The organism is Nocardioides aquiterrae (genome assembly GCF_039526625.1).
Lineage (GTDB): Bacteria > Actinomycetota > Actinomycetes > Propionibacteriales > Nocardioidaceae > Nocardioides > Nocardioides aquiterrae.
Genome location: NZ_BAAAJE010000030.1, coordinates 16700 through 41855, shown reverse-complemented (window position 1 = coordinate 41855; position 25156 = coordinate 16700). Strand labels below are relative to the sequence as shown.

Genomic DNA, 25156 nt, shown 5'->3' with positions numbered 1-25156 from the left:
CACGGCGAGTATCGCACACCACCCCCGAGGATCCCTCACCGCGAGACACGCAGCGGGTCGCCGACCTCCCCCGTCGCCTCGTCGAGCGGGCCCTGGGCGAGCCGGGTGAGCAGCGGCGCTCCCCCGAGCGCCAGGGCGCCGACGGACGCCAGGCCCGAGAGCACGTCGTCCGGGCGGACCGCCGGCTCGACGTGCCGCAGCACCAGGTCCAGCCGGCTGCCGCCCTCGCGGTCCTCGGCGGCCAGCGACACCACCGCGGCGCGGCAGTCGAACTGCCGCATGCCCTTCTTGGTCATCCGCTCGACCGGAACGGCGTCGGCGGCGAGGAACGCCGCGACCGCGGCCGCGGCCGCCGCGAGGGGGGCGTCGACGTCGAGCAGCCAGTGGCTCGCCTCGAGCCGGTCGGCGAGCGACCCGCCCGGCGACTCGACGACCTCGAGCACGTCCAGCCCGTCCGGGAGCGCCTCCTCCAGCTGCGCCCGGACCAGGTCGGGGTCGACCGTCTCGGCCAGGCCGATCTCGAGGTACTCCGCCTCGCTGGCGGACCCGGTCGGAGCCGCGCCGGCGTACGAGATCCGGGGGTGCGGGTTGAAGCCGGAGGAGTACGCCATCGGCACCCGCGCCCGGAAGATCGCCCGCTCGAACGCCCGGCTGAAGTCCCGGTGGCTGGTGAAGCGGAGGCGGCCGCGCTTGGCGTAGCGGATCCGCAGCCGCTGGACGGGCGGGGCTTGCTGCTCGGGCTGGTCACGCACCGGTCCAGGCTACGGCCGCACGGCCTCCTTCATGGCAACGGAGGGGTACACGGTGCTCACCCGGTGACCGCCCAGCCAGGCCGTCAGCCGGGCCGCCTCGGCCTCGAGGGCGCTCCGCGCGTCCGCGCCGACGTCCTCGAGGACGTTGAGGACAACCACGCCGTCGGGGTCTTGCGCCCAGCAGCCCACGATCCGGCCGTCCCACCAGGCCGTGGTGCCGGCGTTGCCGTTGCTGTCGAACAGCAGCGGGCCGTGCGGGCCCAGGTAGAAGTCGCGCTCCTTCCAGCCCATCACCGTCGGGTCGAGCACCGGCAGCAGCGCCGCCCACGGCTCGACCGACGGGACCTCGGCGTCGTCCTGGGGCAGCAGGTACGCCGGGCGCCCGTCCTCGAACGCGACCTCCACCGCGCCGACGTCGGCGAGGGCGCCGCGGACGGCGGCCTTGGTGCCCCCCAGCCACCAGACGAGGTCCGCCTCGGTCCCGGGGCCGAAGGTCGCAAGCCAGCGGCCGACGAGCTCGGCGAAGCCCTCACGCTCCTTCGCCGGCTCGGGCGGCTCACCCAGCCAGGTCTCCATCGCCGTCCACCGCGGCCGGGCGGTGCGCCAGTGGCCGCCGTTGTGGCCGCGCACGATCTTGCCCTCCACACCGAGCTGGGTGAGGACCCGCGGCGCGATCGGGAAGTGCCCGCCGTAGCTCTTGCCCGGCGAGACGTGGAGGTGGCCGGTGAGCTCCGGCACCTGCTCGCGCAGCTCCTGGGCGGAGAGCTCGGCGCCGTCGGCCAGCCGCGCCAGCGTCGCCCGCTCCGCGGCGTCGATCCAGGCGGCGCCGTCGTCGGCGATCCCGGCGCGCTCGGCGTCCTTGGCGAGGCGGACCCGGTGCGCGGCGGCCACCCGCGCGGAGGCGCTGCCCCACGCGGCCGGGAGCAGCTCCCGGGGGAAGACGAACAGCGTCCGGCGCATCGCGAGCTGCTTGACCAGCGTGCGGTCGTCGTACAGCGCGCGGTCGACGTCTGCGACGGTGAGCCCGTCGACCCGCGCCCAGAGCGAGACGTAGACCGTCGGGGCCTCGGTCGCGTGCAGGACGGTCATCGCCCGGGTCGCCGCGACCGGGTCGGTCGCGTGGTGCCCCGGCGCGAGGGCGTGGCGGCGCGCCAGCCGATGTCGTCTCTCGACGTCGGTCACCGTCCGCATGTGGCCCATCCTGCCGAAGACCACCGACAGCGCTCCTGAGACGATGGCGCGAGTGAGCACCTCCGCGCGCCGGGCGACCATCCTGGTCCTGGTCGGCATCGTCCTGCTGTCGTCCAACCTGCGCCCGACGGCGGTCAGCGTGGGTCCGGTCCTCGCCGAGGTGCGGGACGCGTTCTCGATGTCCGGCCCCGTCGCCGGGCTGCTGACCTCGTTGCCGGTCGTCGCGTTCGCGGTGTTCGGGGCGCTCGCGCCGGCCGCCGCCCGGCGGATCGGCATCCACCGGGTCACCCTGCTCTCGATCCTCGCCGCGGTCGCCGGCCTCCTCGGCCGCGCCGTCACCGGCAGCGAGGCGCTGTTCCTGGTGCTGTCCCTGCTCGCGCTCGGGGGCATGGCGATGGCCAACGTCCTCCTCCCGTCGCTGGTCAAGCTGCACTTCCCGGACCGGATCGGCCGGGTCACCGCGATCTACACGACCGCCCTGTCGGTCGGTCTGACCGCGGCGCTGGTGCTCACGGTCCCGGTCGCGCACGCGTTCGGCGGCTGGCGCTGGGGGCTCGGCGCCTGGGCGGCGCTCGCGATCGTCGCCGCGCTGCCGTGGCTCTCGCTCGTCGCCCACGACCGCAACCTCGAGCGGGCCCCGCGGACGATCACCTTCGGCCAGGTCGCGCGGACCCCGCTCGGCCTGGCGATGGCGCTCTTCTTCGGCCTGCAGTCGCTGCAGGCGTACGCGATCTTCGGGTGGTTCGCCCAGCTCTGGCGCGACAGCGGCTACTCCGCGACCGTCGCCGGGCTGCTCGCCGGGCTGCTCGCCGGTACGGCGATCCCGCTGACGCTGTGGCTGCCGAACGTGGTCGCCCGGCGCGAGGACCCCCGCCGGGTCCTGTACGCCGTGATCGCCGCGTACCCCGTCGGCTTCCTCGGGCTGATGCTCGCGCCGCACGACCTGGCGATCGTCTGGGCGGTCGTCGTCGGCGTCGCGACCGTGACGTTCCCGCTGATCCTCACGCTGATCGGGCTGCGGGCCCGCACACCGGAGGGCACCGCGGCCCTGTCGGCGTTCACCCAGTCGACCGGCTACCTGGTCGCGGCGCTCGGGCCGTTCCTCGTCGGCGTCGTCCACGACACCAGCGGCGGCTGGACCTGGCCGCTCGTGCTGCTGCTCGCGCTGGCGCTCCCGCTCTTCCCGCTGGCCGCCTACGTGTCGCGGCCGGTGATGATCGAGGACCAGCTGCCGGAGCGCTGACCGCGGACGTCATACGGACGGTGTGTCCCCCTGCTCCGACCGGATGACGTCCCGGGCTACACCACCGACAGGGGCAGCAGCTTCTGGCCCGTGGGGCCGATCTGGATCTCGGTGCCCATCTCGGGGCAGACGCCGCAGTCGTAGCAGGGGGTCCAGCGGCAGTCCTCGACCTCGATGTCGGCGCCGTCGGCGGCCGCGAGGGCGTCCTCCCAGTCGGCCCAGAGCCAGTCCTTGTCGAGGCCGGAGTCGAGGTGGTCCCAGGGCAGCACCTCGTCGTAGTCCCGCTCGCGGGTCGTGAACCAGGCGAGGTCAACGCCGGTGCCGTCCAGCGCCCGGTCGGCGCACTCGACCCAGCGGTCGAAGGAGAAGTGCTCGCTCCACCCGTCGAAGCGGCCGCCGTCGCGCCACACCGCCTCGATGATCCGCCCGACCCGGCGGTCGCCGCGGGACAGCAGGCCCTCGATGATGCCGGGCTTGCCGTCGTGGTAGCGGAAGCCGATGGCCCGGCCGAACCGCTTGTCCTCGCGGACCGTGTCGCGCAGCTTCTTGAGCCGCTCGTCGGTCGTCTCGTGGTCGAGCTGGGCGGCCCACTGGAACGGCGTGTGCGGCTTCGGCACGAACCCGCCGATGGAGACCGTGCACCGGATGTCGTTGCGGCCGGAGACCTCGCGGCCCTTGGCGATCACCTTCTTGGCGAGCTCGGCGATCGCGAGCACGTCCTCGTCGGTCTCGGTGGGCAGGCCGCACATGAAGTAGAGCTTCACCTGCCGCCAGCCGTGGGAGTACGCCGTCGCGACCGTGCGGATCAGGTCCTCCTCGGTGACCATCTTGTTGATCACCTTCCGCATCCGCTCCGAGCCGCCCTCGGGGGCGAACGTCAGGCCGGATCGCCGGCCGTTGCGCGAGAACTCGTTGGCGAGCGTGATGTTGAAGGCGTCCACGCGGGTCGAGGGCAGCGACAGCGAGACGTTGGAGCCGTCGTACCGATCGGCCAGGCCCGTGGCCACCTCGCCGATCTCGGTGTGGTCGGCGCTGGACAGGGACAGCAGGCCGACCTCCTCGAAGCCGGTCTTGCGGATGCCGTTCTCGACCATGTCGCCGATGGTCTTGATGGACCGCTCCCGGACCGGGCGGGTGATCATGCCGGCTTGGCAGAAGCGGCAGCCGCGCGTGCAGCCGCGGAAGATCTCGACGGAGAAGCGCTCGTGCACGGTCTCGGCGAGCGGCACCAGCGGCTTGGCCGGGTACGGCCACGCGTCGAGGTCCATCAGCGTGTGCTTGCGGACGCGGAAGGGGATGCCGGGACGGTTGGGCACCACGGCCTCGATGGTCCCGTCCTCGGCGTACGCGACGTCGTAGAACCGCGGCACGTAGATGTTGCCGCTGACCGCGAGCCGGCGCAGCAGCTCGTCGCGGCCGCCGGGACGGCCCTCGCCCTTCCAGTCGCGGACCACCTCGGAGATCGCGAGCACGACCTCCTCGCCGTCGCCGAGCACGGCCGCGTCGAGGAAGTCGGCGATCGGCTCGGGGTTGAACGCCGCGTGGCCGCCGGCCAGCACGATCGGGTCGTCGTCGGTGCGGTCCGCGGAGTGGAGCGGGATGCCCGCGAGGTCGAGCGCGTTGAGCATGTTCGTGTAGCCGAGCTCGGTCGAGAAGCTCAGGCCGAACACGTCGAAGGAGCGCACCGGCCGGTGCGCGTCGACGGTGAACTGCGGGATGCCCGCCTCTCGCATGACCCGCTCCATGTCGGGCCACACGGCGTAGGTGCGCTCGGCGACGATCCAGTCACGCTCGTTCAGCACCTCGTAGAGGATCTGCACGCCCTGGTTGGGCAGGCCGACCTCGTACGCGTCCGGGTACATCAGCGCCCAGCGGACCGTCTCGCCCTCGGGGGCCGCGTCCCACTCCTTGACGGTCGAGTTGAGCTCGCCGCCGACGTACTGGATCGGCTTCGACACCGACGGGAGCCGGGGCTCGAGTCGCGGGAAGACCGATGCGGGCGCGGACATGCAGGGACCTCACAGGGACAGGGGGCAGGGCAAGGGACCAGCGTACGTCGCCGACGGCCCGCCCGCCGAACCGTCAGTCGGTGTCCGCCGCCAGCTCCTCGAGCGCCCGGCGGGCCTCGACGAGCTCCTCCTGGGCGAGCTCGATCATGTCCTCGAGGCCGCGCGCGCCGAAGCGGTTGGCCACGTGGTGAACGGCTTCGGCGATGTCCGGCTCGATCGTCACGTCGTCCATGTGCCCATCCAAACAGATCAGATCGGCGGCTCGGTGGTCTCCGCCTGGCGTGCCGCGACGCTGGCGGACGTCGCCCGCAGCTCGACGGGCGGCAGCAGCAGGAGGAGCAGGAAGCCGAGGGCGCCCACGGCCGCGGCCAGCAGGAACACGGTGTCCATCGACTCCGCGAACCCGACCTTGAAGGGGTGCGCGATCACCGGGTCCATCCGGTCGATCACCGAGGAGTCGTCCTGGACCTGTGCGATGAGCGCCGGGTCCGGCCCGTGGCCCTCCGCGACCGCCTGCTGCCAGGCGGCGGTCCGGCCATCCTCCCGGATGGCGTCCGCGATGTTCGCGCCGACGCTGCTGAACAGCACCGAGAGGAACACCGCGACGCCGAGGGTGCCGCCGATCTGCCGGAAGAACGTCGCCGAGCTGGTGGCGACGCCGATCTCGGTGGGCGGGACGGCGCTCTGGGCGATCAGCAGCAGCGGCTGCATGCAGTTGCCGAGGCCGATGCCGAGCACGAACATCGACGCGCTCACCCACACCAGCGCGGTGTCCGCCCCGCAGAACGACAGCAGCAGCAGGCCCGCCACCATGATCGCGGAGCCGACGACCGGGAACAGCCGGACGTGGCCGGTCCGGGAGATCACCTGGCCGGAGCCGATCGAGGCCGCCATCATCCCGACCACCATCGGCAGCATCAGCAGTCCCGACTCGGTGGGCGAGGCGCCGTGCACGATCTGCATGTACAGCGGCAGCAGCATGATGCCGCCGAACATCGCGACGCCCACGATCACGCTGGCGGCGATCGTGACCCACGCCGCCCGGATCCGGAAGATGCGCAGCGGGATCAGCGCGGCGTCGCCCATCGCCCGCTCGGCCAGGAAGAACGCCACGATGCCGAGCGCGCCGACCACGAAGCACGCGACGGAGCGCGGCGAGCCCCAGCCCCAGATCCGGCCCTGCTCGGCCACCGTCAGCAACGGCACCAGGCCGACGACGAGCGCGGCGGCGCCCCACCAGTCGATCCGCACGCTCTGCCGATCACGGGGGCCGTCGTGGTGGACGTGCAGGGTGCGGAACACGACGACCAGCGCGGCGATGCCGATCGGCACGTTGACGAGGAACACCCACCGCCAGCCGGTGAGGCCGAGGATCGTGACCTGGCCGGCGAAGAACCCCCCGATCAGCGGGCCCAGCACGCTCGACGTACCGAACATCGCCATGAAGTAGCCCGTGTAGCGGGCGCGCTCGCGCGGGGACACGATGTCGCCGATGATCGCCAGCACCAGCGTGAAGAGGCCGCCGGCGCCGATGCCCTGGAACGCGCGGAACGCCGCGAGCTGGTACATCGAGGTCGTGAACGAGCACAGCGCCGAGCCGACGATGAAGACGGTGATCGCGAACATGAACAGCTTCTTGCGGCCGTACAGGTCGCCGAGCTTGCCGTAGATCGGCGTCGTGATCGTGGCGGTGATCAGGTACGCCGTCGTCACCCACGCCTGGACCGACAGCCCGTTCAGGGAGTCGGCGATGGTGCGGATCGACGTCGACACGATCGTCTGGTCGAGGGCACCCAGGAACATGCCGAGCATCAGGCCGGAGAGGATGGTGAGCACCTGGCGGTGCGTGTACTCGCCTGAGTGGGAGCCGGAGTGGCCCGCGGCCGGGTTCGCGCTCATCGTCAGCCAGCCTAGAACCTGTTCCCACGGGCGCTCCGTAGGGTTTCCCCATGAGCCGCCCGTCCTGGACGACCGTCACGCCCGTCGCCGCCCTCGTCGTCCTCGGGCTGACGTGGGGCAGCCACCCCGGGGTGGTCGCCGCGGCCGGGATCGGCGTGTTCCTGGTCGGGGCGGTGCTGAGCGCCGTGCACCACGCCGAGGTGGTCGCGCACCGGGTCGGCGAGCCGTTCGGCTCGCTCCTGCTCGCCGTGGCCGTCACGGTGATCGAGGTGGGCCTGATCGTGTCGCTCATGGTCGGCAGCGAGGGCGACACGTCCGCGCTGGCGCGCGACACCGTGTTCGCGGCCGCGATGATCACCGTGAACGGCATCGCCGGCCTGGCGCTGGTGATCGGCGCGGTGAAGTACCGCATGGCCGTGTTCAACCCGGAGGGCGCCGGCTCCGCGCTGACCACGGTCGTCGCGCTGGCGGCGCTCACCCTGGTGCTGCCCCGCTTCACCACCAGCGAGCCCGGCCCCGAGTTCTCCTCGTCGCAGCTGGCGTTCGCCGCGGTCGCGTCCCTGGCGCTCTACGGGATCTTCGTGTTCACCCAGACCGTGCGGCACCGCGACTTCTTCCTGCCGGTCGACGACGGCCGCGGGCCCGCGGACGAGGACGGCGACGGCCACGCCGACCCGCCCGACGACCGGGCCGCGCTGGCCAGCCTGGTGCTGCTGCTCCTCGGCCTGGTCGCGGTCGTCGGCCTCGCGAAGGTCGAGTCGTACCCGATCCAGGACGGCGTCGCGGCCGTCGGCTTCCCGGAGTCGTTCGTCGGCGTCGTGATCGCGCTGGTGGTGCTGCTGCCGGAGTCGATCGCCGCGGCGCGCGCGGCCGCCCGGAACCGCGTGCAGACCAGCCTCAACCTGGCCTACGGCTCGGCGATGGCGAGCATCGGGCTCACCATCCCGGTCATCGCCGTGGCGTCGATCTGGCTGGACGGCCCGCTGGTCCTCGGCCTCGAGCCGATGCAGATGGTGCTGCTGGTGGTCTCGGTGATCACCGCCGTGCTGACGGTCGTGCCGGGCCGCGCCAAGACCCTCCACGGCCTGGTGCACCTGGTGCTGCTCGCGGCGTTCGTGTTCTTGTCGATCAAGCCCTGACCGGCGTCCGGGCCGGCATCGTGAACCGGTTCGGCACGGTCTCGGTCGAGCGCAGGTGGATGTTCTGCAGCAGCCCGATCGCCAGCATGCCGGCGAACATCGAGCTGCCGCCGTACGACACGAACGGCAGGGGTACGCCGGTGACCGGCATGATGCCCAGGCACATGCCGACGTTCTGGAAGGCCTGGAACCCGAACCAGCAGGCGATGCCGGCCGCGGCCAGCCGGCCGAAGACGTCGTCGCTGTGGGCGGCGATCCGCAGCGCGCGCCAGATCACCACGGCCAGCAGCGCGATCAGCACGCCGGCCCCGACCAGGCCGAGCTCCTCCCCCGCGACCGTGAACACGAAGTCGGTGTGCTGCTCGGGCACGAAACCCGCCCGGGTCTGCGAACCGTCGAAGAGGCCCTGGCCGAACAGGCCGCCGTTGCCGACCGCGATCCGTGCCTGCTCGACGTTGTAGCCGGCCCCGCGCGGGTCGAGGTCGGGGTTGGTGAACGCCAGGAACCGGTCCACCTGGTACTGCTTGAGGAATCCCGCCGCGACCGCCGCCGCGGCCGCGGTGACGCCGCCGGCCGCCAGCAGCGCGAGCCACCGGCGCGGTGCGCCGGACACGGCGAGCACGCCGAAGACCGTCGCGGACAGCACCAGCATGGTGCCGAGGTCGGGCTGGAGGACGATCAGCGACGCCGGCAGCCCGGCGATCACGAGCATGCCGGCGACGTCGCCGAGGGATCCCCCCGGCCGGCCGCGCCGGGCGTCGGCGCGCTCGGCCACCCAGAGCGCCATCCCGATGACGACGGCGAGCTTGGCGAACTCCGAGGGCTGGATGGACATCCCGCCCAGCTGCAGCCAGGAGCGCGAGCCGTTCACGGTCGACCCCATCGTCAGCACCAGCACCAGGCCGCAGATCGACCCGAGGTAGACCAGCGGTGCGACGATCCGCAGCCACCGGTGGTCGATGGCCATCACGACGACCAGCAGCACCAGCCCGATCGCGACGTTCACGAGCTGCTTCTTCAGGTACGCCGTGGGGTCGCCGCCGGTGAGGTCGTGCCGCTGGCTGGTGGCGGACCAGACGAGCAGGCTGCCCAGGGTGACCAGGGCGAGCACCGCGAGCATCAGCGCACAGTCGGCGCGCGGCGGGGCCAGGCGGGTGGTCCGGAGCATCAGTCGTCCTTCCGGGCGGGCGGCAGGATCGATCCGTCCTTCATGAACACCGGCAGGCCGGCGGGCGGGGTGGTCCCGGGGATCGCGGCCCGCGCGGGGTCCACGGTCATCCCGTCGATGCCGTAGAGCGTCTCCCAGATCTTGCGGACCGCGGGTCCGGAGGTGCCCGAGCCGGTGCCGGCCTGGCTGACCATCATCACGACCACGTAGTTCTCGTCGTACGACGCGACCCAGGAGGTCGACTGCTTCCCGTAGACCTCGGCCGACCCGGTCTTGCCGCGGATGTGGACCTTGTCGAGCGGGAACCCGCCGAACTTCCACGCGAGCGTGCCCACCTTGGGCGTGCCCTGCAGCGCGGTGTCGACGTACTTCAGGCTGGCCGGAGTGGCGTCCACCTTGCCGACCACCTTCGGGCCGATCCGCTTGAGCACGGTGCCGTCCGGGCTGACGATCGCCTTCGCGACCCGCGGCGCGTAGAGGGTGCCGCCGTTCGACAGCGCGGCGTACGCCCGGGCCAGCTGGAGCGGCGTGACCATCGTGTCGCCCTGGCCGATGGAGAAGTTCACGGCGTCGCCGGCCCGGTAGTAGCTGCCCTCGAGGCAGAACTCGTGCGCGAACAGCCTCAGGAACGGGGTCTTCCCGGTGCCCTTCTCGTCCATCGTGCAGTAGTAGTCCTTCATCGCCTTCCAGTAGGCGAGCTTCCAGTGCCGGTCCGCGATCCGGCCGCTCGCCTCACCGGGCAGGTCGGAGCCCGTCTCGCTGCCGAACCCGAAGTTCTTGGCCTCCTGGACCAGGGGGTCCTTCGCGTCCACGTTCTGCGGGTTCGAGCCGTACTTCTGCCAGAAGTGCAGGCCGACCCGGTAGAAGAACGTGTCGCAGGAGAGCTGCAGCGCCTCGGCGAACGTGATCGGGCCGTAGGACGCCGACTCGTAGTTCTTGAACCACCGGTTGCCGACCTGGAGGCCGGACGAGCAGTCCAGCCGGGTGTCCGGCGAGTACCCGTTGTTGAGCGCACCGACGGTCATGATCGGCTTCCACGTCGACCCCGGCGCGAACTGGCCCTGGGTCGCCCGGCCGAGCAGCGGGTTGCCGGCCTTCGTCGAGTACAGGCGGTCGAGCTGCCGCTTGGTGATGCCGCCGACCCACACGCCGGGGTCGTACGTCGGCTGGCTGGCCATGGCGACGATCCGGCCGGTCCTCGCCTCCATCACGACGACCGCGCCGGAGTCGGCGACGTAGTTCTTGTGGGTGACCTTGTCGTAGGTCTGCCGCGCGGTCCGGATGGTCTCGGCGAGCTGCCGCTCGACCACGCCCTGGACCTTGGCGTCGATCGTCGTGACCAGCGTGTCGCCCGGCTGGCCCGCGACCTCGCTGTCGTCGCCCAGCACCCGGCCCATCGAGTCGACCGCGACGCTCTTGTAGCCGGGCATGCCGCGCAGCCAGCGGTCGTACTCCTTCTCGACCCCGGCCCGGCCGACGACCGAGGCGCCGTTGACCGAGCGGTCCCCGTCCTTCTGGGCGCGGTCGTACTCGTCCTCGGTGACCGGGCTGAGGTAGCCCAGCACGTGCGCGAGGTTCACGCCGTACGGCCGCGGGTAGGCCCGCACGCTCTGCTGCTCGGCGAGCACGCCCGGGTAGTCCTCGGGCTGCTCGAGGATGCGCAGGGCGACGTCCTGCCGCACGTCCGTGGCCACCGGGACCGGCTGGTAGGGCGAGCCGTTCCACGTCCGCAGCTGGTGCCGGATCCGCGCCACCGGCACCTGCACGACGCCGGCCACCCGGCCCAGCAGGACCTCCTGCTGGTGCTCGGTCATCTTGCCGAGCATGGTCGTGTCGACCGAGACCACCCACGAGAGCCGGTTGGCGACCAGCGGGCGGCCCATGTCGTCGACGATCAGGCCGCGCTGGGGCTGCACCACGATGTCGCGGACCGACTGGGACGCCGCCTGGGCGTGGTACTGGTCGCCGCTGACGACCTGGAGGTAGTACAGCCGCGCGAACAGCGTGGCGAACAGCGAGAACACCAGCACCTGGAGGACGACCAGCCGGAGCCGGCCGGAGCGCGTCGACATCGGGGCACCCACCTCAGGCCAGCGAGCGGTCGGGCTCGATGCGGCGGAACAGCGCCATCACGGGCGGCAGCACCAGCGGCGTGAGCAGCACGTCCCAGACCAGCGCGACCACGATCACCTCGAGCAGCTCCGGGATGCCGACCGGGCCGCCGAGCACGATGCCGGTGAGCGCGAAGACCGAGGTGCCCACGAACGAGGCCGCGGCGACGGTGGCGAGCACGGCGGTGGCGGAGGGCCGGTCGCCCGGCCGGCTGCCCTGCCGACTCCCCCGCTGCACGACGTGGCCGGCGACGTACCCGACCACGACCAGGGCGAGGGCCCAGCGGCCGGCGAGGTGGTCCGCCGGCGGTGCCAGGTCGAGGGCGACGCCGGCGGCGAAGCCCAGCACCGCGGCGAACTGCGGGCCGCGGACCAGCGCGGCGCCGACGACGACCAGCAGGCACAGGTCCGGGCCGATGCCGTCCCAGGCGAGGTGGGGGAACAGGCTGACCTGGAGCACCAACGCCACCGAGACGGCGACGAAGGCGACCAGCGCACGCAGCCAGGTCATCGGGGCCCCTTCATCGCAGCGTCCCGTTCGCCTCGATGACCGCGCGGTCGCTCGCCGTGCCGGACGGGACGACCACGCCGAGCAGGTCGAGCGCGCCGAAGTCGACGAACGGGTCGATGACCGCGCGCTGGGTGGTCTCGCGGACGCTGCTGTAGACGTGGGTGACCCTGCCGACGGGGACCCCGGACACGTACGGGCCGCCGGCCTCGCTCCCCCAGGTGACGACGGTGTCGTGCTCGGCCGGGACCGCGGTCTGGTCGACCAACTCCAGGTCGAGCCGGCCGTCGCTGCCGAGCACGCCGCGGCCGTGCAGGAGTCCCACCTGCATGCTGCGGCCGACCCGCGCACCGACGACCGAGTCGGCGTCGACGATCAGGAGCACGGTGGCGGTGGTGCGGGTGACGCGCAGGACCCGGCCGACCAGGCCGTCGTTGTTCAGCACGGTCAGGTCGGGGCGGACGCCGGCGTCGGACCCGGCGTCGATGGTGACCGTCCGCGAGAACGACTGCGAGGGGCCCAGGCCGACGACACGGGCCGGCACCAGCGAGGTCCCCAGGCTGCGGGCGGCGGCGGTGAGGCCGTCGTACTCGTCGAGGCGGTTCTTGTCGTAGTCCTCGGTGGCGAGGTCCGAGCGCAGCCGGGAGTTCTCCGCCTGGAGCCGCAGCAGGTCCTGCTGCATGTCGTCGCGGGACCGGAACCAGTCCGGCACCGCGGTGAACGGGCGGACCGCGGTGGCCGTGGCGACCTCGACCGGGCCGAAGACCTCCCCGACCGCCCGGCGCGCGGAGTCGACCGGCCCGCCCGCCTGCGCGTCGAGCGTCATCAGGCTCAGCGACGCGAGGACGAGCGCGACCAGGAGCGCGGGCGACGGCTGCTGCCCGCCGCCGGGTCCCCGCCAGCGCCGCTCCCGCATCCGGCTCATCCGGCGCGCCTCTGGTCGCTGACCAGGACCTGCTGGAGCGCCTCGAACTCCTCGACGCACTTGCCGGCGCCGAGGGCGACGGAGGTCAGCGGGTCCTCGGCGACGTGGACCGGCATCCCGGTCTCGTGGCGCAGCCGCTCGTCGAGCCCGCGGAGCAGGGCGCCGCCGCCGGTGAGCACGATCCCGCGGTCCATGATGTCGCCGGCCAGCTCGGGCGGCGTCTGGTCGAGGGTGGCGCGCACGGCGTCCACGATCGCGTGCAGCGGCTCCTCGAGCGCCTGGCGGACCTCGGCGCTCGAGACCACGACGGTGCGGGGCAGCCCGGAGACCATGTCGCGGCCGCGGATCTCCGCCTCGGGCTCGTCGAGCGTCGGGAACGCCGAGCCGAGGGTCATCTTGACCTCCTCGGCGGTGCGCTCGCCGAGCATCAGCGAGTGCTCCTTCTTCATCCACGCGACGATCGCCTGGTCCAGGTCGTCGCCCGCGGTGCGCACGGACAGGCTGGTGACGATGCCGCCGAGCGAGATGACCGCGACCTCCGTCGTACCGCCGCCGACGTCGACGACCATGTTGCCGGTGGCCTGGTGGACCGGAAGCCCGGCGCCGATCGCGGCGGCCATCGGCTCCTCGACGATGTAGACCCGGCGGGCGCCGGCCTGGTAGCCGGCCTCCTTGACCGCGCGCTGCTCGACGGCGGTGACGCCGCTCGGCACGCAGATGACCATTCGGGGCTTGGCGAAGTAGCGGCGCCGGTGCACCTGCTGGATGAAGAAGCGCAGCATCTGCTCGGTCGCGTCGAAGTCGGCGATCACGCCGTCCTTGAGCGGGCGGATCGCGGTGATGTGGTCGGGCGTGCGTCCGATCATCCGCTTGGCCTCGTGGCCGACCGCGAGGATCTCGCCGGTGGCGTCGTTCAGCGCGACGACGCTGGGCTCGTCCAGCAGGACGCCCTTGCCGCGCACGTACACGAGGGTGTTGGCGGTCCCGAGGTCCACGGCCATGTCGCGGCCGATGAAGCTGTTCGCCATGTGTCGCCCTGTCGCTGGGTGCGCCACCGCTGGGGTCGGTGGTGCAGGTGGGGAAGAAGTGACAACAGGCTACGAAGGGACCGCGCGGGCTCCGGGGACGACACGCGGCGCGACCAGCAGATTCACCCGCGAGTCGGCGCTACTGCAGGTCGCGAGACCCTCGAGTCGGCGCGAATGCAGATCGGTCACCTGCACTGGCGCCGACTCGGCACCCCCAGGACCTGCACTGGCGCCGACTCGGCACCCCCTGGGCCTGCACTGGCGCCGACTCGGCACCCCCTGGGCCTGCACTGGCGCCGACTCGGCGTCAGCTGGGGAACCAGAGCGCGATCTCGCGCTCGGCGGACTCCGGGGAGTCGGAGGCGTGCACGAGGTTCTCGCGGTTGGAGAGCGAGTAGTCGCCGCGGATGGTGCCCGGGGCGGCCTTGCGGCCGTCGGTGGCGCCGTTGAGGGCGCGGACGATGTCGATGGCCTCGTCGCCCTCGAGCACCAGCGCGACCAGCGGGCCGCTGGTGATGAACTCGCGCAGCGGCGGGTAGAAGTCCTTCTCGACGTGCTCGGCGTAGTGGCGGTCGGCCTGCTCGGCCGTGATGGTGCGCTGCTCCATCGCCACGATGGCCAGGCCCTTGGCCTCGAAGCGGGCGAGGACCTGGCCGACCAGGCCACGGCGGACGGCGTCGGGCTTGAGCAGGACGAGCGTGCGCTGGATCATGCGCCGATCCTAGAGAGAGGCGGCGCGCCGGACGACGTCGGCCGGGACCTCGCCGACCGCGTCCGCGTCCGCGACCGGGGCGTCCGCCACCCGGCGCACCGGGATGTGGCCGCCCCACACCGCGGCCGCGACGTCCTCGGGCTCGTCCACCGGCCCCCCGTCGCGCGCCTTCATCGACGCCTCGTGCAGCGGGACCGCGAGCACGGCCGTGGCCGCCAGCTCCTTGCCGGTGCTCGGCCGCAGGGTCGCCGCGCGGCCCGGGATCATGTGGTCGACGATCAGGCCGAGCGCCCGCTGCCGCTCGTCAGGGTCGTCGACGACCCGGGCCCGGCCGATCACGACCGCGGACCGGTAGTTCATCGAGTGGTGGAACGCCGACCGGCCGGCCACCAGGCCGTCCAGCTCGGTCACCGTGACGCAGACCGTCGTGTCGGTCGCGGCGCGCAGCCAGCCGGCGGCGACCGAGCCGTGCACGTAGAGCGTCCCGTCCTCGTCCGGTCCGTCCGGGTCGACCGCGAACGCGGTCGGCAGCACCAGCGGGTGCCCGCCCACGACGACGCCCAGGTGCGCGACCAGCGCGTCCTCGAGCAGCCCGTGCAGCACCTCGCGGTCGACGACCATCCGGTTGCGGCCGCGGCCGACGGTCGTGCGGGGCGTGGGCGAGAGCGGGGTCGTGGTCACGAGCGCTAGCCTGGCGGAGAAGTGGCCTGCGCACACGGGCCAATCCGCACCCATTTCGACAGGACAATCGATGGCGACGCTCCCGGTCACCCTGGACCGCTCCGCCCCCGGCTCCCTCGGCGGACAGCTCTCGGGCCGGATCCGCGACCTGGTCGTCGTGGGCACCCTGGCCCGCGGCGACCGGCTGCCGAGCAGCCGCGCCCTGGCGGTGGAGCTCGGCGTGAGCAGGTCGGTCACCGAGCAGGCCTACGAGCAGCTGCTCGCCGAGGGCTGGCTCGAGGCCCGCCGCGGGTCGGGGACCTACGTCGCCGCGACCGGGGCGGCGCGCGCCGCCGTACCGCACCGCCGAACCACGCCGGAGGAGCGCCCGCTGGTCCGGCTCGACGCCGGCACCCCCTGGATCGACCCGCGGCACGCCGCGGGCTGGCGCCGGGCGTGGCGGGAGGTGTCCACCGCCCGGCCGCCGCGGGGGTACGACGACCCGCGCGGCCTCCCCGAGCTCCGCGCCCTGCTCGCGGACCGGCTCGCCCGCACGCGCGGGCTCGCCGTCGACCCCGACGAGCTGGTCGTCACCCACGGCACCACCGACGGCCTCCGCCACCTGCTCACCGTGCTGCCGCCGGGACCGGTGGCCATCGAGGACCCCGGTTACCGCGCCGCGGTCGAGACGGTCCGGGGGGCGGTGCGCGAGGTGCGCGACCTCCCCGCGCTCGAGGCGGTCACGGACCTGACGGGCGTCGTCGCCGCGTACGTCACGCCGGCGCACCAGCACCCGCTCGGCCGGGTGCTGCCCGGCCCGGGCCGGGTGGCGCTGCTCGCCGCGGCCCGGGCGGCGGCCGCGGTCGTGGTCGAGGACGACTACGACTCCGAGTTCCGCTACGACGTCGCACCGGTGCCGGCGCTCGCCAGCCTGGACCGCGGGCGGGTGGCCTACCTCGGCACCGCCGCCAAGTCCGTCGCGCCGTCGCTGCGGCTGGGCTGGCTGGTGCCGCCGCCGGACCTGCTCGACGCGATCAACGCGCGGCGGCTGGTCACCCACGAGGGCGCCCCGTGGCCGGTGCAGCGGGCGTTCCTCGCGCTGCTGCGCGACGGGTACGTCGACAAGGTCGTGCGCACGGCGCGGCGCGTGTACGCCGACCGCGCGCCCCGGGTCGCCGCCGCGCTCGCGCCGTACGCCGAGCCGGCCGGCCCGGTCGCGGGGATGTACTCCACCTGGCTGCTCCCCCAGGCCGACGCGCTCCGGGCGCGGGCCGCGGCCCGCCGGGCGGGCTTCGAGGTGCCCCTGCTCGCGGACTACTGCCGGTCCGCGACGCTCACCGGGCTGGTCGTGGGCTTCGGCGGTGTCACCGACGACGAGCTCGACCGCGCCCTGGCGGCGCTGGTCTCAGCGCTCTGAGTCGTGCGCGGCGTCGAACGCCGCGTACGCGGCGGCGCGCTCCCGCTCGATCTTGCGGCCGAGGAAGTACGCCGAACCCCACAGCAGCGCGAAGATCACGCCGAGCACGAACATCATGGGGATCACGAAGCCCAGGCCGATCGCGGCGCCCTGGATCACCCAGCCCAGGCTGTACGCCCACTCGGCGCGCAGCAGGCCCGCGAGCAGGAGGCACGCCACGGCCAGGCCGAGCCCGACCCACAGCGCGGTCGACGTGTCGACCCCCGCGATGCTGATCAGGACCGGCGTTGTCAGGCCGAGGGTGATCGCCTCGAGGCTCAGCACCGCCGCGCACATGCCCCGGCGCGGCGAGCGGGTCCGGTCGTCGGTCACGAGCGGCCGCCCTGCCGCACCAGCAACGAGCGGGCCTCGCCGACGGTGACGACCGACCCGGTCACCAGCACGGCGCCGGACCCGAGCGGGTCGCCGAACGCCTCGCCGGCCTCGGCGAGCGCGGCGGCCTGGTCGATCGCGTCGGAGAGCCGGCGCGCGACGCTGACCCGGTCCTCGCCGAAGATCTCGCGGGCGGCCGCGGCGAGCTCCTCGGCAGGAAGGGCGCGGTCGGTGGAGTTCTGCGTGCACACCAGGTGGGCGAGGTGCGGCTCGAACGCGGCGAGCAGGCCCTCGTGGTCCTTGTCCCCCATCACGCCGATCACACCGATCAGCGGCGCGAACGCGAACGAGTCCTCGAGCGCCGCCGCCGTCGCCTCCGCGCCGTGCGGGTTGTGCGCGGCGTCGAGCACGATCGTGGGGCTCCGCCGGACGATCTCGAGCCGGCCCGGCGAGGTCACCTCGGCGAACGCCGCGCGGACGACCTCGTCGTCGAGGGCCTGGCTCTGCTCACCACCGGCCGCGAAGGCCTCGACGGCCGCCAGGGCGACCGCCGCGTTCTGCGCCTGGTGCGCGCCGTGCAGCGGGAGGAAGACGTCGTCGTACCGCGCCCGCAGCCCCTGCAGCGACAGCATCTGGCCGCCCACGGCCGGCACCCGGGACACGACGCCGAACTCCAGGCCCTCGCGGACCACGGTCGCGCCGACCTCGGCGGCCCGCGCGAGCAGGATCGCGGCGACGTCCGGCGCCTGCTCCGCGAGCACCGCGGTCGAGCCCGGCTTGATGATCCCGGCCTTCTCGACCGCGATGTCCGCCGGCGTGTCCCCGAGGTACGCCGCGTGGTCGACCGCGACCGGCAGCACCACCGCGACCGCCGCGTCGGCGACGTTGGTCGCGTCCCAGGACCCGCCCATGCCGACCTCGACGACGGCCACGTCGACCGGGGCGTCGGCGAACGCGGCGTACGCCATGCCGACCACGGTCTCGAAGAACGACAGCGGGTGCGGCTGGTCCTCGTCGACCAGGTGCGTGTACGGCGCCACGTCGTTGAACGCCCGCACGAACTCCTCGTCGGTGAGCGGCTCGCCGTCGATCGAGATCCGCTCGGTCATCCGCTCGACGTGCGGGCTGGTGAACCGCCCGGTCCGCAGGTCCAGCGCCCGCAGCAGCGTGTCGATCATCCGGGACGTCGACGTCTTGCCGTTGGTCCCGGTCAGGTGGATCACCGGGTAGCCGCGCTGCGGGTCACCCAGCAGCTCGGTGAACGCACGGATGCGGTCGAGCGAGGGCTCGAGCCTGGTCTCGGGCCACCGCGACAGCAGCGCGTCCTCGACCTCCTCGAAGGTCTCGGCCAGGCGGGGGGTCTCAGTCATCTCGCGACGAGTCTAGGGACAGGTCACTCGACGAGCAGACTCACCATGTCCACCACGGGCTCGTAGCCGATGACCTGGTAGATCCGGTTCGACGTCGGGTTGGCCTGGTCGGTGAACAGGCAGCAGCGGATCCCCTGCTCGAGGTAGCCCCGCGAGACCTCGGCCACGGCGCGGCTCGCGAAGCCGCGGCCGCGCTGCTCCCTCGGCGTGTAGACCGGCCCGATCCGCGTCACGCCGTTCGCCGGCAGGTTGGCCGCGGTCAGGTGGACCGGGGTGCCGGTCTCGTCCTCCCACAGCCAGATCAGCCCGTCGTCGATGCGGGCCGTGATCATCTCCAGCGAGAACTCCTCCATCGCGTGCGTGCCCTCGCGGCCGGCCTGCTCGGCGGCGTCGGTGCCGAACGCCCGGAACCAGGCCCGTCCGAGCTCGGCGTCGGCGCGGGTCGCCGGGCGGAGCCGGCCCACGGGCGCCGGCGGCACGACCAGCTCGCCGAGCTCGAACAGCCGCAGGTGCTCGTCGACCACCGCGGTCCGCCCGCTCAGCCGAGCGGTCTCGTCGGCGACGACCCGGGCCGTGGGCAGCGCGCCGTTGACCGCGCTCACGACCTCCCCGCGCTCGTGGAGCACCCGGGCCAGCTCGAGGGCGGCGTCGTCGGGCATCGGCAGCAGGTAGAGCGGGTAGGGCGCGAACGGCGCGGTCCGCATCCCGACCCCGGTCACCTGACCCCTGTCGCCGCGGGCGATCACCCACCAGCGGTACGGCGCGGGCGAGCCGGTGCCGGCGGCGTACCGGGCGGTGACGGTGGCGATCACCGTGGTCTGCACGGGGTCGGCGGCGAGGTGGTCGCGGGTCGCGTCGAGGAACGCTGCAGGATCGTCGGTGAACTCCAGGGGCATGCGGAAAGTCAGCCAGCCCGGGTCCGCGGTCACAACCGGTTTCTCCGTCGCGGAGCGCCCGCCCTAGGATTTCTCGTATGACCGACACCCAGGCCGACCAGGTTCCCGAGACGACGACCGCTCCGCGGCGCGTCGTAGCGGTACCCGACAAGCCGGCGCTGGAGGGGCTCGAGGCCACCTGGGGAGCCCGGTGGAAGGCCGACGACACCTACGCCTTCGACCGCACCCAGCCGCGCGAGAACGTCTACTCGATCGACACGCCGCCGCCCACGGTGAGCGGCAGCCTGCACGTCGGCCACGTCTTCTCGTACACGCACACCGACCTGGTCGCCCGCTTCCAGCGGATGCGCGGCAAGTCCGTCTTCTACCCGATGGGCTGGGACGACAACGGCCTGCCCACCGAGCGCCGGGTGCAGAACTACTACGGCGTGCGGTGCGACCCGTCGCTGCCGTACGACCCGGACTTCACGCCGCCGGAGAAGCCCGACCCGAAGCGCCAGATCCCGATCAGCCGCCCGAACTTCATCGAGCTGTGCGAGCAGCTCGTCGCCCAGGACGAGGAGGTCTTCGAGCGGCTGTGGCGGATCCTCGGCCTGTCGGTCGACTGGAAGCAGCACTACACGACGATCGGCCCGAAGGCGCAGGGCGTCAGCCAGCGGGCGTTCCTGCGCAACCTCGCCCGCGGCGAGGCCTACCTCCAGGAGGCGCCGACGCTCTGGGACGTCACGTTCCAGACCGCGGTCGCCCAGGCCGAGCTCGAGGCGCGCGAGTACGACGGCGCGTACCACCGGGTCGCCTTCCACCGGCCGTCCGGCGAACCCGTGTACATCGAGACCACCCGGCCCGAGCTGATCCCGTCGGTGGTCGCGCTGGTCGCACACCCCGACGACGAGCGCTACCAGCCGCTGTTCGGCACGACCGTCACCTCGCCGGTGTTCGGCGTCGAGATCCCGGTGCTCGCCCACCCCGCGGCCGAGATGGACAAGGGCGCCGGCATCGCCATGAGCTGCACCTTCGGCGACCTCACCGACGTCCAGTGGTGGCGCGAGCTGAACCTGCCGGTCCGCACGCTGATCGGCCGCGACGGCCGGATGTCGCGGGAGACGCCCGAGTGGCTCGCGCACGAGCCCGCCGCGGCGGCGTACGAGGAGCTCAAGGGCAAGACGGCATTCTCCGCCCGCGAGGCCCTGGTCGCGATGCTGCGCGAGACCGGTGACCTGGACGGCGAGCCCACGCCGACCCGGCGGATGACGAACTTCTACGAGAAGGGCGACAAGCCGCTGGAGATCGTGGCGACCCGCCAGTGGTACATCCGCAACGGCGGCCGCGACGCCGCGCTGCGCGAGGAGCTGCTGGCGCGGGGCGCGGAGATCCAGTGGTACCCGCCGCACATGAAGCACCGCTACGACAACTGGGTCGGCGGCCTGAACGGCGACTGGCTGATCTCGCGGCAGCGGTTCTTCGGCATCCCCTTCCCGGTCTGGTACCCGCTCGACGCCGACGGCGAGCCCGACTACGACCACCCGCTCCTCCCCCGCGAGGACGAGCTGCCGATCGACCCGTCGACCGACGCGCCGAACGGCTACACCGAGGACCAGCGCGGGAAGCCCCACGGCTTCCTCGGCGACCCCGACGTGATGGACACCTGGGCGACGTCCTCGCTCACCCCGCACATCGCGGGCGGATGGGAGTCCGACGACGACCTGTGGCAGCGCGTGTTCCCCATGGACCTGTGCACCCAGGCGCACGACATCATCCGCACCTGGCTGTTCTCGCGGGTGGTCCGCGCCCACTTCGAGAACCACACCGTCCCGTGGACGCACGCGCTGGTCTCCGGCTTCATCCTCGACCCGGACCGCAAGAAGATGTCGAAGTCCAAGGGCAACGTCGTCGTCCCGACCGACATCTTGGACAAGTACGGCGCGGACGCCGTCCGCTGGCGCGCCGCGATGGCGCGCCCGGGCCTGGACTCGCCGTTCGACGAGGCCCAGATGAAGGTCGGCCGCCGGCTGGCGATGAAGGTCCTGAACGCGTCGAAGTTCGTGCTCGGCGGCGTCGGCGCGACCAGCGTGAACCCGTTCGAGGTCTCCGAGCCGGTCGACTGCGCGCTGCTCGGCCGCCTCGGCGAGGTGATCACGAGGGCGACCGACGCGTTCGAGGCCTACGACTACACGACCGCGCTGGAGACCGTCGAGAAGTTCTTCTGGGAGTTCTGCGACGACTACCTCGAGCTGGTCAAGGAGCGCGCGTACGCCAGCCACGATGCGGGGGGCTCGGGCGGCGCGGCCACCGCGTCCGCGAAGTCCGCGCTCGCGATCGCGCTCGACGTCCAGCTGCGCCTGCTGGCCCCGTTCCTGCCGTACGTGACCGAGGAGGTCTGGTCGTGGTGGCGCGCCGCCGACGGCGGGGGCTCCATCCACCGCGCCGCCTGGCCGACCGTCGTGGAGCTCGGCTCCGCCGCCGCGACCGACGCCGCGACGCTGGACGCCGTCTCGGCCGCGCTGATCGGCATCCGCGGCGCGAAGTCGAACGCCAAGGTGTCGATGCGCGCCGAGCTGGCCCGGGTCGAGATCCGCGGCCCGGAGGCGCTGGTCCGCGCGGCCGAGCAGGCCGCCGACGACCTGCGCAAGACCGGCAAGATCACCGGCGACCTGGTCTTCACCGTGGACCCGTCCGCCACCGAGATCACCGTCGACGCGGAGCTGGCGCCGACGGAGTAGGCGCGGCTGGTCGCTGGTCGGCTGGTCGCTGTCGACCGCGCCCGTCAGTGGTGGCCGTGACCGCGGTCGCCGTGGTCTCCGTGCCCGTGGTCCCCGTGGCCGTGGCCGCGGTCCCCGTGCTCGCGGTCCCCGTGCTCGCGGTCCCCGTGCCCGCGGCCCCCGTGGCCGTGGCCCCCGTGACCGTGCTTGTCGTGACCGTGACCGCGGCCGTCGGAGCCCGGCTCGCCCGACCGGGGGTGCTGGCCGTGCTCGTGGGCCCCGTCCCCGCGCACCGGGTGCTCGGGGTGCTCCGGGTGCTCCGGGTGCTCCGGGTGCTGGGGCGCGCCGTGTCCGCCCCACGCCCCGGGGGCGTCGACGCCGTGGCCGCGGGGACCGTGGCCGCGCGGACCGGCAGGCATCGCGGGCGGCGCGGGCTCGCCGGCCGGGCCGGACGAGTGCGGTGCGGGGCCCGGGGCGGCGACGTGGTGCGCCGCAGGGTGCTGGTGGTGGCGCGGAGGCCGGCCCGGCGCCGAGCCGGCCGACGGGGACGACGCAGCGGACGACGGGGCCGACGACGCGGAGGACGACGGGGCCGACGACGGGGCCGACGGGGTGGCCACGGCGAGCGTCGGCTCGGCGGCGGCGGCGACGGCCGGCTCGCGCTCGAGCAGCGTGCCGGTGACCACCCGCTGGCCGAGCGGCAGCCCGCCGGCGACCACGCTGGAGACGCCGTCCCGCAGCCATGCGGGGGCGGCCTCGCTGCGGGACACGTGCAGCAGCAGCACCATCGAGGTGACCGCGACCAGCACGAACGCCACCAGCGGCGGCTTGTGGTCCGCGAAGATCCGAGACTTGCGACGCGCGTTCATCACCTGGAGTCTTTCGGTCGCTGAGGGTCCCCACCAAACCCATGGCGAGAAATGGCCCGAACGGACTATGCGCTCCTAGTCATCGCGGGCCAGGTCGCCGCAGTGGAGCCGTACAGCGAGACCGTCAGGCAGACTTCTTCTTCTTGGCCTCGGACTCGCGGGGCACCAGCGTCGGGGCCACGTCGTCCTCGACGACCTCACGGGTGACGATCACCTTGCCGATGTCGCCGCGCGAGGGCACGTCGTACATGACGTGGAGGAGGACCTCCTCGATGATCGCGCGCAGGCCGCGAGCACCCGTGCCGCGCTCCATCGCCTTGTCCGCGATCGCCTCGATGGCGTCCTGGGTGAACTCCAGCTCGACGCCGTCGATCTCGAAGAGCTTCTGGTACTGCTTGACCAGCGCGTTGCGCGGCTCGGTGAGGATCTGCACCAGCGCCTCCTGGTCGAGCTTGGAGACGCTCGCGATCAGGGGCAGCCGGCCGATGAACTCGGGGATCAGGCCGAACTTGGTGAGGTCCTCGGGCCGGACCTGGGCGAGCAGGTCCTCGGCCTCGCGCTCGGCCTTGCCGCGCACCTCCGCGGTGAAGCCGAGGGTCTTCTTGCCGACCCGCTGCTCGATGATGTGCTCCAGCCCGGCGAACGCGCCGCCCACCACGAACAGGATGTTCGTCGTGTCGATCTGGATGAACTCCTGGTGCGGGTGCTTGCGACCGCCCTGCGGCGGCACCGAGGCCGTGGTGCCCTCGATGATCTTCAGCAGCGCCTGCTGGACGCCCTCACCGGAGACGTCGCGGGTGATCGACGGGTTCTCCGCCTTGCGGGCGACCTTGTCGATCTCGTCGATGTAGATGATGCCGGTCTCGGCCTTCTTGACGTCGTAGTCGGCGGCCTGGATCAGCTTGAGCAGGATGTTCTCGACGTCCTCGCCGACGTAGCCGGCCTCGGTCAGCGCGGTCGCGTCGGCGATCGCGAAGGGGACGTTGAGCATCCGCGCCAGCGTCTGCGCGAGGTAGGTCTTGCCGCAGCCGGTCGGTCCGATCACGAGGATGTTGGACTTCGCGACCTCGACGACCTCCTCCTTGCTGTGCTTGCCGGAGATCGGCTGGAGGCCCGCCTGCACGCGCTTGTAGTGGTTGTAGACCGCCACCGCGAGCGACTTCTTGGCCTGCTCCTGCCCGATCACGTACGAGTTGAGGAACTCGAAGATCTCCTTGGGCTTCGGGAGCTCGTCGAGGCCGACCTCGGCGCCCTCGCTCAGCTCCTCCTCGATGATCTCGTTGCAGAGGTCGATGCACTCGTCACAGATGTAGACGCCCGGCCCCGCGATGAGCTTCTTGACCTGCTTCTGGCTCTTCCCGCAGAAGGAGCACTTGAGCAGGTCGCCTCCGTCACCGATACGTGCCACGGGCGGTCATCCTCCGATGATTGGGTCGAGCGGGTCGAACGGTTCGAGCAGGTCCGGCAGGTGGTGCAAGTCCTCCGACGGTACCCCGTGCCGCCCCCGGTTGGGGGCGAAGACACGAAGGTGGGCGTCCGGCGGTGCGAGCATCGGTCCGGTCTCAGCCGGTGACGGCGGGCGTGCCCTTGAGCGACTCGAGCACGGCGTCGATCAGGCCGTACTCGACCGCGCCCTCGGCGGTGAGGATCTTGTCGCGCTCGATGTCGCGGCTGACCTCCTCGATCGAGCGGCCGCTGTGGTCGCTGATCATCTTCTCCAGCAGCTCGCGCATCCGCAGGATCTCGTTGGCCTGGATCTCGATGTCCGAGGTCTGGCCGAAGGTGCCCTCGGTGTAGGGCTGGTGGATCAGGATCCGGCTGTTCGGCAGCGCGAGGCGCTTGCCGGGCGTGCCGGCGGCGAGCAGGATCGCCGCGGCCGAGGCGGCCTGGCCGATGCACACGGTCTGCACGTCGGGCTTGATGAACTTCATCGTGTCGTAGATCGCGGTCAGCGCGGTGAACGAGCCGCCCGGGCTGTTGATGTAGATGCTGATGTCCTGGTCGGGGTTCATCGACTGCAGGCACAGCAGCTGCGCGATGACGGCGTTCGCGACGTCGTCGGAGATCGGGGTGCCGAGGTAGATGATGCGGTCCTCGAACAGCTTGGCGTAGGGGTCGATGCGCCGGAAGCCGTACGACGTGCGCTCTTCCCACTGGGGGATGTAGTAGTTCATCTCAGACATTCCGG

Annotated in this window: 22 protein-coding genes; 4 read left to right on the top strand and 18 right to left on the bottom strand. The window is 72.6% G+C overall.

Annotation, left to right across the window (positions count from 1 at the left end; genetic code table 11):
• Positions 1-35 precede the first annotated feature (35 nt).
• Both ABD086_RS22540 and ABD086_RS22535 read right to left on the bottom strand, forming a co-directional pair.
• Positions 36-752, bottom strand: coding sequence for a TIGR03936 family radical SAM-associated protein (locus ABD086_RS22540; RefSeq protein WP_343910415.1), 717 nt, complete (start codon positions 750-752; stop codon positions 36-38).
• A 9-nt stretch (positions 753-761) separates the two neighbouring features.
• Positions 762-1943 carry a winged helix DNA-binding domain-containing protein gene (locus tag ABD086_RS22535; RefSeq protein WP_343910413.1) on the bottom strand — a complete coding sequence of 394 codons (1182 nt, stop codon included), beginning with the start codon at positions 1941-1943 and terminating at the stop codon, positions 762-764.
• Between the two features lie 43 nt (positions 1944-1986).
• On the opposite strand from ABD086_RS22535, the gene ABD086_RS22530 reads away from it, so the two are divergent.
• Entirely contained in the window at positions 1987-3186 is a 1200-nt protein-coding gene (locus ABD086_RS22530; protein WP_425571686.1) for an MFS transporter, read from the top strand.
• Between the two features lie 56 nt (positions 3187-3242).
• Here ABD086_RS22530 and ABD086_RS22525 read toward each other — a convergent pair whose 3' ends face one another.
• From ABD086_RS22525 to ABD086_RS22515, 3 genes are all read right to left on the bottom strand, one after another.
• On the bottom strand, positions 3243-5195 hold the full coding sequence (locus tag ABD086_RS22525; protein WP_343910409.1) for a TIGR03960 family B12-binding radical SAM protein: 1953 nt from the start codon (positions 5193-5195) through the stop codon (positions 3243-3245).
• A 73-nt stretch (positions 5196-5268) separates the two neighbouring features.
• Positions 5269-5427 carry a hypothetical protein gene (locus ABD086_RS22520; RefSeq protein ID WP_343910407.1) on the bottom strand — a complete coding sequence of 53 codons (159 nt, stop codon included), beginning with the start codon at positions 5425-5427 and terminating at the stop codon, positions 5269-5271.
• A gap of 17 nt (positions 5428-5444) precedes the next feature.
• A complete protein-coding gene (locus ABD086_RS22515) occupies positions 5445-7094 on the bottom strand; it encodes an MDR family MFS transporter (protein ID WP_343910405.1) in 1650 nt (549 codons plus the stop codon).
• 50 nt (positions 7095-7144) lie between these two features.
• Between ABD086_RS22515 and ABD086_RS22510 the strand changes: the two genes are divergently transcribed.
• Positions 7145-8233 carry a calcium:cation antiporter gene (locus ABD086_RS22510; protein ID WP_343910403.1) on the top strand — a complete coding sequence of 363 codons (1089 nt, stop codon included), beginning with the start codon at positions 7145-7147 and terminating at the stop codon, positions 8231-8233.
• Here the strand turns inward: ABD086_RS22510 and rodA are convergent.
• The 7 genes from rodA to ABD086_RS22475 all read right to left on the bottom strand — a co-directional run bounded on the left by rodA (position 8223) and on the right by ABD086_RS22475 (position 15366).
• Complete coding sequence (gene rodA / locus ABD086_RS22505; protein WP_343910401.1) at positions 8223-9401, bottom strand: rod shape-determining protein RodA; 1179 nt, start codon at positions 9399-9401, stop codon at positions 8223-8225. The two genes, ABD086_RS22510 and rodA, sit on opposite strands and share 11 nt — an antisense overlap.
• Entirely contained in the window at positions 9401-11473 is a 2073-nt protein-coding gene (mrdA, locus tag ABD086_RS22500) for a penicillin-binding protein 2 (protein ID WP_343910399.1), read from the bottom strand. Before mrdA ends, rodA begins: the two co-directional genes overlap by 1 nt.
• A 13-nt stretch (positions 11474-11486) precedes the next feature.
• On the bottom strand, positions 11487-12023 hold the full coding sequence (mreD, locus tag ABD086_RS22495; RefSeq protein ID WP_343910397.1) for a rod shape-determining protein MreD: 537 nt from the start codon (positions 12021-12023) through the stop codon (positions 11487-11489).
• Between the two features lie 10 nt (positions 12024-12033).
• Complete coding sequence (gene mreC, locus ABD086_RS22490; RefSeq protein WP_343910395.1) at positions 12034-12945, bottom strand: rod shape-determining protein MreC; 912 nt, start codon at positions 12943-12945, stop codon at positions 12034-12036.
• Positions 12942-13973, bottom strand: coding sequence for a rod shape-determining protein (locus ABD086_RS22485; RefSeq protein WP_343910393.1), 1032 nt, complete (start codon positions 13971-13973; stop codon positions 12942-12944). Before ABD086_RS22485 ends, mreC begins: the two co-directional genes overlap by 4 nt.
• Before the next feature lie 307 nt (positions 13974-14280).
• On the bottom strand, positions 14281-14685 hold the full coding sequence (ndk, locus tag ABD086_RS22480; protein WP_343910392.1) for a nucleoside-diphosphate kinase: 405 nt from the start codon (positions 14683-14685) through the stop codon (positions 14281-14283).
• Positions 14686-14694: 9 nt separating this feature from the next.
• Positions 14695-15366 carry a pyridoxamine 5'-phosphate oxidase family protein gene (locus ABD086_RS22475; RefSeq protein WP_343910390.1) on the bottom strand — a complete coding sequence of 224 codons (672 nt, stop codon included), beginning with the start codon at positions 15364-15366 and terminating at the stop codon, positions 14695-14697.
• A gap of 70 nt (positions 15367-15436) precedes the next feature.
• On the opposite strand from ABD086_RS22475, the gene ABD086_RS22470 reads away from it, so the two are divergent.
• Entirely contained in the window at positions 15437-16762 is a 1326-nt protein-coding gene (locus ABD086_RS22470) for an aminotransferase-like domain-containing protein (RefSeq protein ID WP_343910389.1), read from the top strand.
• Here the strand turns inward: ABD086_RS22470 and ABD086_RS22465 are convergent.
• Genes ABD086_RS22465 through ABD086_RS22455 form a run of 3 tightly spaced genes read right to left on the bottom strand, consistent with a single transcriptional unit; the run spans position 16751 to position 19400 of the window.
• On the bottom strand, positions 16751-17134 hold the full coding sequence (locus tag ABD086_RS22465; RefSeq protein WP_343910388.1) for a DUF4233 domain-containing protein: 384 nt from the start codon (positions 17132-17134) through the stop codon (positions 16751-16753). The genes ABD086_RS22470 and ABD086_RS22465 overlap by 12 nt on opposite strands.
• Positions 17131-18504 carry a bifunctional tetrahydrofolate synthase/dihydrofolate synthase gene (gene folC / locus ABD086_RS22460; RefSeq protein ID WP_343910386.1) on the bottom strand — a complete coding sequence of 458 codons (1374 nt, stop codon included), beginning with the start codon at positions 18502-18504 and terminating at the stop codon, positions 17131-17133. The genes ABD086_RS22465 and folC overlap by 4 nt, the downstream gene beginning before the upstream one ends.
• A 23-nt stretch (positions 18505-18527) precedes the next feature.
• A complete protein-coding gene (locus tag ABD086_RS22455; protein WP_343910384.1) occupies positions 18528-19400 on the bottom strand; it encodes a GNAT family N-acetyltransferase in 873 nt (290 codons plus the stop codon).
• Positions 19401-19477: 77 nt separating this feature from the next.
• On the opposite strand from ABD086_RS22455, the gene valS reads away from it, so the two are divergent.
• On the top strand, positions 19478-22120 hold the full coding sequence (gene valS / locus ABD086_RS22450; RefSeq protein ID WP_343910382.1) for a valine--tRNA ligase: 2643 nt from the start codon (positions 19478-19480) through the stop codon (positions 22118-22120).
• A gap of 44 nt (positions 22121-22164) precedes the next feature.
• Here valS and ABD086_RS22445 read toward each other — a convergent pair whose 3' ends face one another.
• The 3 genes from ABD086_RS22445 to ABD086_RS22435 form a co-directional block, all read right to left on the bottom strand.
• Entirely contained in the window at positions 22165-22968 is an 804-nt protein-coding gene (locus tag ABD086_RS22445; RefSeq protein ID WP_343910380.1) for a hypothetical protein, read from the bottom strand.
• A gap of 124 nt (positions 22969-23092) precedes the next feature.
• Positions 23093-24376 carry an ATP-dependent Clp protease ATP-binding subunit ClpX gene (clpX, locus tag ABD086_RS22440; protein ID WP_343910378.1) on the bottom strand — a complete coding sequence of 428 codons (1284 nt, stop codon included), beginning with the start codon at positions 24374-24376 and terminating at the stop codon, positions 23093-23095.
• 154 nt (positions 24377-24530) lie between these two features.
• Positions 24531-25142: an ATP-dependent Clp protease proteolytic subunit gene (locus tag ABD086_RS22435; RefSeq protein WP_343910905.1), complete on the bottom strand. Its 612-nt coding sequence runs from the start codon at positions 25140-25142 to the stop codon at positions 24531-24533.
• Positions 25143-25156 lie beyond the last annotated feature (14 nt).